We start from the raw sequence: 11,510 nt of genomic DNA, 5'->3' as shown, positions 1-11,510 counted from the left end.
CGCTCAATCACTACAAGGAACGTAAGACATGCGCAGCAAAACGCCGCACCCAGTTAGTCCCCCCGGTAATTTTCATCTTCGACCGGATACATCCGCCGATGCCATCCCGCAGCGCCCACTCCTCACGCCGCGCCCCAGTCTTGACCCAACCGCGTTGAGCGGCCCGCCAATCCGCGCGAACCGGCGCATGGACAGCAACGATCCTGATGCGATCATCCCGGCGCCGAATGTCACAGTGCATGCGGCTGCATCAGCGCTGGAAACCATGGTCAACACAGGCCACCCCGTCGAGCATTACCGCCTCGCTGTCGCAACCGGCTTGCCTGACGCCGACGCCGAAGGCCTGAGGACATTCAAGGGTCGTCACTACGTGGAAATGGCCGACGGCGGTTTCGTGCAGGTGAGCAAGGATTCGCCGAGCGGCCTCTGGCGCGCCGGGCTGGCGAGCGAATCGAAGCCCTCCGGACCGCTGATGCTGCACGATCCGGAGAGTGGCAGGTGGCATGCGCTGGAGTTCTCGCCGCCGAGCACCTTCGCTTTATCGGTGACACGCCTGCAAGCGTTTCGCACGCCGTTCGACTTCAGTCATAGCTCACCCGACAGCGATGGGCTGTACCGCCATGACGGCAAACTCTACGCAGTGATCGACAATCACAGCTATCAGGTCCTGCACGATCACGATGCTTCGACGCCTCTGACCGAGGTGATGCGCATCGTCCGCCCTGAAGATCCTGTCGCCGCTGACGTCGATAACATCTACAGCGCTACGCGCCCGGGCAGATCAGAGCCTGTCGTATTCGATGCCGATCAGGGCTGGCAGGGCATCGTGGTCGGCGGGGCCGGCGGGATGCAGCGCGGCAGTGCCGACCAACCTGCTTCACCGGGGCTGCGCGAGCGGCTCAATGCCGCGGTCAATCGACTGCGAACGCCCCAGTCGCGACTGCGAAAACTCTATCCATCTCTGGACAGCGAGCAAATCCGCACGCTGTTGCGCACCCAGGGTGACGATGTACCAAGCTTTTTGACGCGCCTCGAGAATGAATACAAGACCCTGAAGCTGGAGCTGGCGACCTGGTTGAAAACCAGTGAGCTGGCCGGCGGGGCGACCAATCCCTCGGTGGAGCGCGCCGCGCAAGAGATCAAGCGCTGCTGGAAACGTCAGACAGGAACAACGTTGCAACTGGATCTTGGCGACGCAGGCATTGTTCCGCTGTCCGCAGATTTCAGCCATGTCCGCACGCTGCACTTGCAGGCGGTCGCCTGGTCGGAGGGGGGCGAAAACTTCCTCAAGGGGTTCACTGCCCTGGAGCGTCTGAAAATCAATGCCTCGGCGCTCGCCAGGCCGCCGGCGAACCTTGCGCAAATGCCAGCCCTCAAGGAGTTGGACCTGCGAGCGAACCACATTGAACTGAGCGACCAGACCGCCAGCGAGCTGGCTTCGCTCAGCCAACTGGAAAAACTCGACCTGTCGGACAACCCGCTGGGCAAGGCCCCGGATTTCAGCGGCATGCCTGAGCTCAAGTCCGTGGGTCTGCGCAATGCACAACTGGATGACTGGCCAACCGGATTGCAGCATCAATTGGCGATGGAGTCGCTCGATCTGCGCAATAACCGATTGCGTGAAATTCCGCAGACAGTCATCAGCCCGGCGAGTGATCAATTGCTCGCCATAGCCAACATCAACCGCATCACCCTGATCGAAGGCAACCCCTTTGCCAGCGGCTATTGGCGGCGGCTGGAAGTCTACTGGCAGCGGGTTACGGCGGAATATCCGGCACTGATCACCAGCGCACGCACAGGTGCATTCCGGATTGATGGCGACATCCCTGAAGTCGCCATGCTGCTGCAGATGTATCCGGACAAAACGCCACAAACCGCCCGGGAATACCTGATTGGCCTGGGGGACAGTGCAGAAGCCACGATCAGCCAGCGTTTCGCAGAGTTCAAGGCGCTCGATGCGCAACTGCTGGCCTACGTCGCCGACAGCCAGCCGGGAACATCCAGCGTGGCCGGCCGGGAAAAGGCTCGGGCAGAACACATTGCCCGGATCATCAAGGACTGCTGGCTCCAGCAATCGCCGCACCTTGCGCTGCCACCACTGAAAGGACCGCTACCGCCACTGACTGCCGACTTCAGTCGGTTGACGTTGCTCACTCTTGATAGCGTCGTCTGGTCCGACACTGCCGACACGTTCCTGTCGCGGTTGCCGAATCTGGAGAACTTGACGATCAGCCATTGCGGTCTGGAAAAATTGCCCGCAGAGATCAGCGCGATGAGCCGGCTCACCCACCTGAATCTGACCTCAAACCAGATAAAACTCGATGAGAACAGCGCTGGTGCATTGAGTGCATTGCATCAGTTGGTCAGCATCGACCTGTCGAACAACCCACTCCAGATGCTGCCCGATTTCAGTGCGATGTCCGGGCTGCAGACACTGGGCCTGAAGAACACCGGCATCAGTGAGTGGCCCATCGGCCTGGCTGACAAGATCACCTTGACCGGCCTCGACCTCAGCAACAATAAACTGCGCGAAGTCCCCGACGCACACATCAACCCGCCAGCCGATCAATTGGCTGTGGTCGCGCGGATCAACAACCACACGCTGCTTGAAGGCAATGACTTCCCTTCGCCTTACTGGAGGAAGTTCGATCGCTACTGGCGAAAACTCAACGAACTGCATCCGCAGTTGATGACTCCGGCCCACCCCGCTGTATTCGACAGTGAGAACTCGCGCGCGCAGCGCTACCGAAAACTGTTTCCGAGCAAAAGCATCAAGGAATGCCGGGAGTTTATCTGGAACCATGACAAGGCCACTGTCGCGACCAGGCTGTTGGAGCTCGAACAGGATTTCGCCGTGTTGAAAAACCAGCTGGATAACTGGGTTTTTTCAGGAGGCAGCAATCCTCTGCGCTATATCCGCGTCAATCAGTTGCAGATCAACACCCAAACCCGCAATGAGCGCATCGAGGCACGGGATCGGATCATCAGTTGCTGGCGACGTGAAACGCCGCAGAAACACGCCTTCGACGGCACGCCGATAGGTCTGGAGCTGGATTTGAGCGGCCTCACGTTGCCGACCCTGCCGGATCTGAACACCGATTTCAGCCATGTCGGCTCGCTCAAACTCAACAACATGAATCTCACCGAATCCCCGGAAGGTTTTCTGACCCGCTTCCGCCATTTGCGCTGGCTGAACATGGCCAACAATCGTCTCAGGGATCTCCCGCCGGCCATCGGCGAAATGCACGGGATGACCCGTCTGTTCCTGCAGGGGAATCAACTCGAACTCACCGCCGAGACCGCGCAGATACTGGCCGGAAGAACGACCTTGAGGGCCTTGTGGATACACGACAACCCGCACTTGAACGTGAGCCCGGATTTCAGCGCGATCACTGATATCCGCGAAGTCGACATGTCAAACACCGGCATCGGAAGCTGGCCAGCCGGACTGTTCGATCAGCCCCTGTTGGGCAGGATACTTCTGAACAACAACCGGATCACGAACCTGCCCAGCTTTGTCGTCGCACCGGCAGCGGATCGGCTGAGGCATTCGATTCAGGTCAACAGCGGCACTCAGATAAGCGATAACCCCCTGAACGAATACACTCGAGAACGCCTGGCCGGCTACAGTGAGCGGCTGCGCCACTCCGCAACATCGCTTTACAATCCTCTGAACCTGCTGACCACTTCTGCCCCGGCAGCCCGCCCGCAGCCGGCGCTAATGAACGCTGCGTCGGCCTATCCGCAGTTGACCATCGGTATGACGGCAACCGAGGCGACGAAACGCACCGCGCAGCTGGACAGACTGAAAGCACAGGACGGCTCGGATGGCTTTTTCAACATCATTTCCAGACTCGGCCACCACGCCGATTTCCGTCGGCAGGTCTGGGACGTGGTCGATGCCATCAGCGAGAACAACGTGCAATCACGCGCTCTGCGCAGAGATGTTTTCGATCGCGCCTGCGAAGCCGGCTGCACTGACCTTGCCGCCGCCACGTTTACTGACCTGCAAGTGCTGACCATGACGCATACGGCCAGAGTGCAGGCAAGGCAAGACGGGGATGGCACTCGCCTGGTGGACCTGTCCAGAAGTCTGTTCAGGCTAAGGCAGGTCGATGAACTGGCCGCAGCAGATATCGCTGAGAGCAGGACAATCGCCAACGATCCACAGGCTCCAGCGCGTGAGCGCAATACCCAGCGCCTGCGCCTGAGCGACCCGCATGAAATGACCATGGCCTACCGCTTTGGCCTCAAGGATCGGCTGCAGTTGCCGTTTCAGCCGCAGACCCTGTCCTTTATCGGCATGGCCGGCGTCACACCGCCCATGCTGGAAGTCGCCTACCGTAAAGTCATCGCCTTGGACGGCTCTCCCGAAGAGTTTCAGGCTCTGGTGTCGATGGAATTCTGGCAGGACTTCATCACGCACAAATATCCGTCCCGGTTCGACGCCGCACGTCAGCCTTATCAGCAGAAACAGGCGGCACTGGACGAGCAATTCGCGAAAAAAGTACTGACCCAGGCCGAATACGACGCGCAAACCAATGACGTCACTGCACAGTTGGCCATTAGCGAAGCGACGCTGATCCAGTCACTGACGCGCGAGGAAATTCGCCCCGGTGAGGCAGTTGAAAAGCCTGCCAGCAGCGAGACGGCAGTTTCGGCCGATTGAAGCAGGCCACGACAGCAGCCGGATGATCCGGCCTGCTGTCATTCGTCGTCGTCGAAGTTGTAACTGCCCGGTGCGAGGTTTTCGAAGCGCGTGTATTTACCGATGAACGCCAGCCGAATGAAACCGATCGGGCCGTTACGCTGCTTGCCGATGATGATTTCGGCGATGCCCTTGTGCTCGGTTTCCGGGTGATACACCTCGTCGCGGTAAACGAACATGATCACGTCGGCGTCCTGCTCGATCGCTCCGGATTCCCGCAAGTCGGAGTTCACCGGGCGTTTGTTCGGGCGCTGTTCGAGGGAACGGTTGAGCTGCGACAGCGCCACTACCGGACAGTTGAATTCCTTGGCCAGGGCTTTCAGGGATCGCGAGATCTCGGAAATCTCGTTGGTGCGGTTGTCACCGCTGGACCCGGGAATCTGCATCAGTTGCAGGTAGTCGATCATGATCAGGCCGACATCGCCGTGCTCACGCACCAGACGCCGGGTTCGCGCGCGCATTTCCGACGGGCTGATGCCGGCGGTGTCATCGATGAACAGTTTGCGGTCGTTGAGCAGATTGACCGCCGACGTCAGGCGCGGCCAGTCGTCGTCTTCGAGTTGGCCGGAACGCACCTTGGTCTGATCGATTCGGCCGAGCGAAGACAGCATACGCATGATCAGCGATTCGCCTGGCATCTCAAGGGAGTAAACCAGGACAGCCTTCTCGCTGCGCAACACGGCGTTTTCCACCAGGTTCATCGCGAAGGTGGTTTTACCCATCGACGGTCGGCCGGCGACAATGATCAGATCGGACGGCTGCAAGCCGCTGGTCTTCTCGTCGAGGTCGGTGTAACCCGTAGACAGACCGGTGATCGCGTCGGCGGTGTTGAACAACGTGTCGATGCGGTCGATGGCCTTGGTCAGCAGCTCATTGACGCCGACCGGGCCGCCGGTCTTGGGCCGCGCTTCGGCGATCTGGAAGATCTGCCGTTCGGCTTCGTCGAGGATTTCTTCAGCGGTGCGACCTTCCGGGTTGAAGGCGCTGTCGGCAATCTCGGTGCTGATGCCGATCAATTGGCGCAACGTCGCACGCTGGCGGACGATCTGCGCATAGGCCTTGATGTTGGCGACGGAAGGCGTGTTTTTCGCCAGTTCGCCAAGATAGCCGAGGCCGCCGACTTGCGACGTCTGACCTTCCTTGTCCAGCTGTTCGGCAAGGGTCACGACGTCGATCGGCGAGTTCTGATCGGCCAGTTTGGCGATCGCGCGGAAGATCAGGCGGTGGTCATGTCGATAGAAATCGCCGTCGGAGACTTGATCGAGCACGCGTTCCCAGGCGTTGTTGTCCAGCATCAGACCACCGAGTACGGCCTGTTCAGCCTCGATGGAATGCGGCGGCACCTTCAGGGCAGCGGTTTGCAGATCGTATTGCTCGGGAGCGGAGATATCGTTCATGGCCACTTGAGTATTAGTGAAAAGCAGGGAATTCAGAAAGACAAAGGGCACGACCTGTAAACAGGATCGTGCCCGATGTTAACCGCCTGACGGACAAGCCGCCAGCCGATCCGTGTTGCTTAAGCTGCTACCACGACAACGCGTACGGTGGCTTCAACTTCGGCGTGCAGGTGCACGGCCACGTCGAATTCACCCACGTTGCGGATGGTGCCGTTCGGCAGACGAACTTCGCTCTTCTGCACTTCAACGCCGGAGGCGGTCAGTGCGTCAGCGATGTCGTGAGTACCGATCGAACCGAACAGCTTGCCTTCGTCGCCAGCGGTGGCAGTGATGGTCACTTCCAGCTCGGCCAGTTGGGCAGCACGGCTTTCAGCCGATGCCTTACGGTCTGCGGCGGCTTTTTCCAGCTCGGCGCGACGCTCTTCGAACGCAGCCAGGTTGGCAGCGGTCGCAGCGGTAGCCTTGCCGAAAGGCAGCAGGTAGTTACGGCCGTAACCGGCCTTAACGTTTACTTTGTCGCCCAGGTTGCCCAGGTTGGCGATTTTTTCCAGAAGGATCAGTTGCATGTGAAAATCCTCTAACTTTTAACCTTCACCGTTCGCGCTGTCGGTGTCTTTCGACACGTGACGACCGCGAAAATCAATCAGGCTGTCGACAATGGCCAGAACCACGAGCAACGGATAGATCAGCTGCATGAACAACAGCAGCGTGACGTACAACCCCACCAGCCAGAAACCGGCCAGTCGCTTCTGCCCGACCAGCCCGTGAATCAGGGCCAGCCCGGCGAACACCAGCGGTACACTGCACAACGGCGTCAACATGGCCATCTGTGCACCGAGATTCGGGCCCAGAAGCATCAACGCCAGCAGTAACATCGCCGGCCCCAGCGGGATGCGGATGGCGCGAAACTCGCGACCGAAACCACCCGGGTTGTACAACAACGCCTGCCAATGCCGCCCGACAATCAGGCTCAGCACGCTGACGATCTGCAACAAGGCCGCAATCAGTCCGGTCAGGACCGGTGCAATCAGGGACGCGAAACGCGCTTGCTCATCGACCGACAATTGCTTGTAGGTCTCACCGAGAAGTGCCGGCATGACCTTTATAAGGGCCTGCGCGAGCATCTCGATCTGGGCCGCAAACGCGACCCCGAGCACCACTGAAAACACCACTCCGATCACTACGCTGACCAGCAGCGTGCGGACCCAGGATTCGCTTGCGCGCAAAACCAACGCAAGCCCCGAAGACCCCAGCAGCACCAGAAGTGCCCGTGGGTCGTCGGCATACAGCCACCAGATCAAGGCCGGCAGCAGTCCCAGCGACAGAACGCCAAGGGCGTCCGTCAATCCGCGCCGCAGCAGCACAAGGCTCCCGGCGGCAGCACCCAACCAATACAACAACGGCAATGTTGCACATCCGGCCACCACGAGAGTGGCCTGCATTCGGCCTCGCATGATGAACTCAGCTAAGGCGCGCATGCATTCAATCCTTTGCTACTTGTCGACTGCCCGGTCTCAGCGGCCGTGGCTGTCGGTGTAGGCCAGCAGGGCCAGGAAGCGGGCGCGCTTGATAGCGGTGGCCAGCTGACGCTGATAACGAGCTTTGGTACCGGTGATGCGGCTTGGAACGATTTTGCCGGTCTCGGATACGTAGGCTTTCAGAGTGTTGAGATCTTTGTAATCGATCTCTTTCACGTCTTCAGCGGTGAAGCGGCAGAATTTACGACGACGGAAGAAACGTGCCATTTGATAGGCTCCTTAATAAGGTCCGTGGATTACTCGTCAGCGTTATCGCTGTTGTCGCTGTCATCACTGTCGGTGCCTTCGGCGCCTTCGTGCTCAGGACGGTCGCGACGCTCACGGCGCTCACTGCGGTTTTCTTCAGCCTTGAGCATCTCGGACTGGCCGGTAACGGCTTCGTCGCGACGGATGACCAGGTTACGGATCACTGCATCGTTGTAGCGGAAGTTGTCTTCCAGCTCGGCCAGGGCCTTGCCAGTGCACTCAACGTTCAGCATCACGTAGTGAGCCTTGTGAACATTGTTGATTGCGTAGGCCAGTTGACGACGGCCCCAGTCTTCCAGACGGTGGATTTTGCCGCCGTCTTCTTCGATCAGCTTGGTGTAACGCTCAACCATGCCGCCGACTTGCTCGCTCTGATCCGGGTGGACCAGAAAGATGATTTCGTAATGACGCATGAATGCTCCTTACGGGTTGTAGCCTGCCGCTCAAAAACGGTCAGACAAGGAGTGAATGACACTTATGGACTTGCTGGCGCGGGGCACATGCGTGCCTGCCGTCACAGCAAGGGGCGCAATTGTAGAGAAGGGACTGCGGGGGCGCAAGGCAATTGGTGATTATTTGAACAACCACCGATCTTCCAGACACCGTGACCGAATGTGGGAGCGAGCCTGCTCGCGAATGCGGCCTGTCAGGCAACAATGACGTCGACTGACACTCCTCTTCGCGAGCAGGCTCGCTCCCACAGTTGATTGCGTGAAGCTTATTTCTTCGCGGCAGCCTTGGCCTTCGCACCGCGCTGGCGCTGGGCTTCGAACAGACACACGCCTGTGGCAACCGACACGTTGAGGCTGCTGACGCTGCCGGCCATCGGCAGATTCACCAGATAGTCACAATGCTCGCGGGTCAGGCGGCGCATGCCTTTGCCTTCGGCGCCCATGATCAGGATGGTCGGGCCGGTGAGGTCCTGGTCATAAATGCTGACCTCGGCTTCACCTGCGGTGCCGACTACCCACAAACCGCGCTGCTGGAGTTTTTCCAGAGTGCGCGCCAGGTTGGTCACGGCCACCAGCGGAATCACTTCCGCGGCGCCGCAGGCGACTTTACGCACCACCGGAGTCAGCGTGGCCGACTTGTCCTTCGGCACGATCACCGCCAGCGCACCGGCCGCATCGGCCGAGCGCAGGCAGGCGCCGAGGTTGTGCGGATCGGTCACACCGTCGAGCACCAGCAACAGCGGCGCGCCTTCGGTGCGATCAAGCAACTCGTCGAGCATGGCCTCGCCCCAGACCTGACTCGGGCTGACTTCCGCGACCACGCCCTGGTGCACGCCTTCAACCCAGGCGTCCATTTCGCGACGCTCGGCCTGGCCGACCTGAACACGGTTTTCATTGGCCAGCTCGACCAGCGTCTGCACGCGCGGATCGTTGCGGCTTTCCGCCAGCCAGATCTGCTTGACGCGTTTGGGGTGGTGACGCAGCAACGCTTCTACCGCGTGAACGCCGTAGATTTTTTCCAACTGACTCATGACTTCGCCTTCGGTTTACGCGCCCCGCCACTCTTGGCTGGAGCGGAACCCGCTTTTGGCGGGCCCTTACGGTGTTTGCTTGGCTTGGCTGGCTTGCCGTCGGTCGCCCTGTCAGGCGCCGACCGTCCGGTCTTTCCCCCGGACGCCGCTTTACCACCGTTTTTCGCATCGGCCAGCAAGGCCTTCTTCAATTCACGGCTTTTGCGCAGTTCAGCGTTTTTCGCCACGGCGTCGCTCGGGCGATAGGCCTCGGCGACCTTTTCCTTGGCCGGACGACGGCTGGCGGTTTTCGCTGGAGCCTTTTCTTCCGCAGCCTTGGCAGCAGGCGCAGCGGTTTCGGTGCCACGTTTCTTGCGACCAATCGGCGCGCTGATGGTTTTCTCGGCCATCTCGAAGTCGATCTTGCGCTCGTCTAGGTCGACGCGCATGACGCGTACTTCAACGGTGTCGCCAAGACGGAAACTGCGCCCGGTGCGCTCGCCCGCCAAGCGGTGATGCACAGGATCGAAGTGGTAGTAATCGCCCGGCAGCGCGGTGACGTGCACCAGACCTTCGACGTAGATATCGGTCAGCTCGACGAACAGACCAAAACCGGTCACTGCGGTGATCACGCCTGGGAACGACTCGCCAACGCGATCCTTCATGAACTCGCACTTGAGCCAGTTCACCACGTCGCGGGTCGCCTCGTCGGCACGGCGCTCGCTCATCGAGCACTGCTCGCCAAGCTGCTCCAGCGCCGCTTCGTCGTACGGATAGATGCGCGCTTTCGGAATGGTCATCGCACCGGCACGACGGACGTGCGGGGTGTCCTGTTTCGAATGGATCACGCTGCGGATCGCGCGGTGCGTGAGCAGGTCCGGATAACGACGGATCGGCGAGGTGAAGTGGGTATAGGCTTCGTAATTCAGGCCGAAGTGGCCGTCGTTTTCAGCGCTGTACACCGCCTGACTCAACGAACGCAGCATGACGGTCTGGATCAGGTGGAAATCCGGACGATCCTTGATGCTCGCGAGCAAAGCCTGATAATCCTTCGGCGACGGACCGTCCTTGCCTTTGTGCAGGGACAGGCCGAGCTCACCAAGGAATGCGCGCAGCTTTTCCAGACGCTCTGGCGGCGGACCGGCGTGAACGCGATACAGCGCAGGAATTTCGTGCTTCTTGAGGAATTCGGCAGTGGCCACGTTGGCGGCCAGCATGCACTCCTCGATCAGCTTGTGCGCATCGTTACGCACGGTCGGACGAATTTCGGCAATCTTGCGCTCGGAGCCGAAGATGATCCGGGTTTCCTGGGTTTCAAAATCGATCGCGCCACGTACGTGACGGGCGGCCAGCAACACCTTGTACAAGGCGTAGAGCTGTTTGAGGTGCGGCACGACGTCGGTGTACTCGCCGCGCAATTTGCGCGCTTCGGTCGCCTTCGGCGTTTCCAGCATCGCGCTGACCTTGTTATAGGTCAGACGAGCGTGGGAATGGATCACCGCCTCATAGAAGCAGTAGTCGGTCATTTCGCCGGACTTGGAGATGGTCATCTCGCAAACCATGGCCAGACGATCGACTTGCGGGTTCAGCGAGCACAGGCCGTTGGACAGTTGCTCGGGCAGCATCGGAATCACGCGCTCGGGGAAATACACCGAGTTGCCGCGAACCTGAGCTTCGTTATCCAGCGCCGAGCCGATCTTCACGTAACTGGAAACGTCGGCAATCGCCACGTACAACTTCCAGCCACCGGAGAACAGACGCAACTTGCCCGGCTTGGCTTCGCAGTAGACCGCGTCATCGAAGTCGCGGGCGTCTTCGCCGTCGATGGTGACGAACGGCAGATGGCGCAAGTCGATGCGCTTCTCTTTGTCTTTTTCTTCGACTTCCGGCTTGAGCTTGGCGGCTTCTTTCACAACCGCCTCAGGCCAGACGTGCGGAATATCGTACGTGCGCAGAGCAACGTCGATTTCCATGCCCGGCGCCATGTAGTTGCCGACCACTTCGACCACATCGCCTTGCGGCTGGAAGCGCGGCGTTGGCCAGTGGGTGATTTTCACTTCGACGAACTGACCGATCTGCGCATTGGCGTTGCGGCCCGGCGTCACCAGCACTTCCTGCTGGATCTTCGGGTTGTCGGCAACCACGAAACCGATGCCGCC

The 11,510-nt window shown here is 60.0% G+C and carries 8 protein-coding genes; 1 reads left to right on the top strand and 7 read right to left on the bottom strand.

The genetic code is table 11. From position 1 onward, the window contains the following. The first annotated feature begins 187 nt into the window (after positions 1-187). Positions 188-4,669: an NEL-type E3 ubiquitin ligase domain-containing protein gene (locus D8U71_RS17795; protein WP_177434919.1), complete on the top strand. Its 4,482-nt coding sequence runs from the start codon at positions 188-190 to the stop codon at positions 4,667-4,669. A 38-nt stretch (positions 4,670-4,707) separates the two neighbouring features. Here the strand turns inward: D8U71_RS17795 and dnaB are convergent, their stop codons facing one another. The 7 genes from dnaB to rnr all read right to left on the bottom strand — a co-directional run. Beyond that, on the bottom strand, positions 4,708-6,105 hold the full coding sequence (gene dnaB / locus D8U71_RS17790) for a replicative DNA helicase (RefSeq protein ID WP_016771936.1): 1,398 nt from the start codon (positions 6,103-6,105) through the stop codon (positions 4,708-4,710). Between the two features lie 119 nt (positions 6,106-6,224). Continuing rightward, positions 6,225-6,671: a 50S ribosomal protein L9 gene (gene rplI, locus D8U71_RS17785; RefSeq protein ID WP_003221136.1), complete on the bottom strand. Its 447-nt coding sequence runs from the start codon at positions 6,669-6,671 to the stop codon at positions 6,225-6,227. Between the two features lie 18 nt (positions 6,672-6,689). After that, positions 6,690-7,583: a hypothetical protein gene (locus D8U71_RS17780; protein ID WP_016771937.1), complete on the bottom strand. Its 894-nt coding sequence runs from the start codon at positions 7,581-7,583 to the stop codon at positions 6,690-6,692. 36 nt (positions 7,584-7,619) lie between these two features. After that, positions 7,620-7,850: a 30S ribosomal protein S18 gene (gene rpsR, locus D8U71_RS17775; RefSeq protein ID WP_002551829.1), complete on the bottom strand. Its 231-nt coding sequence runs from the start codon at positions 7,848-7,850 to the stop codon at positions 7,620-7,622. Positions 7,851-7,879: 29 nt separating this feature from the next. Further along, the gene (rpsF, locus tag D8U71_RS17770) at positions 7,880-8,302 is read right to left on the bottom strand and encodes a 30S ribosomal protein S6 (RefSeq protein WP_016771938.1); all 423 of its coding nucleotides are present in this window, start codon (positions 8,300-8,302) and stop codon (positions 7,880-7,882) included. 305 nt (positions 8,303-8,607) lie between these two features. Next, positions 8,608-9,372 (bottom strand): 23S rRNA (guanosine(2251)-2'-O)-methyltransferase RlmB, encoded by a 765-nt coding sequence (rlmB, locus tag D8U71_RS17765; RefSeq protein WP_024011372.1) that lies wholly within the window; start codon positions 9,370-9,372, stop codon positions 8,608-8,610. Beyond that, positions 9,369-11,510: ribonuclease R (rnr, locus tag D8U71_RS17760; protein WP_130888332.1), on the bottom strand; the 2,142-nt coding region annotated here is incomplete at its 5' end. The genes rnr and rlmB, both read right to left, overlap by 4 nt.

This window comes from Pseudomonas sp. Sample_21 (assembly GCF_004307525.1).
GTDB classification, from domain to species: domain Bacteria; phylum Pseudomonadota; class Gammaproteobacteria; order Pseudomonadales; family Pseudomonadaceae; genus Aquipseudomonas; species Aquipseudomonas atacamensis.
Note: the sequence above shows the minus strand (reverse complement) of the source record. Positions and strands in the feature narration are given on the sequence as shown.

Excerpts from the sequence above, each read along its gene's own strand:
- dnaB (WP_016771936.1), bottom strand. The coding sequence starts at position 6,105 with ATGAACGATATCTCCGCTCCCGAGCAATACGATCTGCAAACCGCTGCC.
- D8U71_RS17780 (WP_016771937.1), bottom strand. The coding sequence starts at position 7,583 with ATGCGCGCCTTAGCTGAGTTCATCATGCGAGGCCGAATGCAGGCCACT.
- D8U71_RS17795 (WP_177434919.1), top strand. The coding sequence starts at position 188 with ATGGACAGCAACGATCCTGATGCGATCATCCCGGCGCCGAATGTCACA.
- rlmB (WP_024011372.1), bottom strand. The coding sequence starts at position 9,372 with ATGAGTCAGTTGGAAAAAATCTACGGCGTTCACGCGGTAGAAGCGTTG.
- rpsF (WP_016771938.1), bottom strand. The coding sequence starts at position 8,302 with ATGCGTCATTACGAAATCATCTTTCTGGTCCACCCGGATCAGAGCGAG.
- rpsR (WP_002551829.1), bottom strand. The coding sequence starts at position 7,850 with ATGGCACGTTTCTTCCGTCGTCGTAAATTCTGCCGCTTCACCGCTGAA.
- rplI (WP_003221136.1), bottom strand. The coding sequence starts at position 6,671 with ATGCAACTGATCCTTCTGGAAAAAATCGCCAACCTGGGCAACCTGGGC.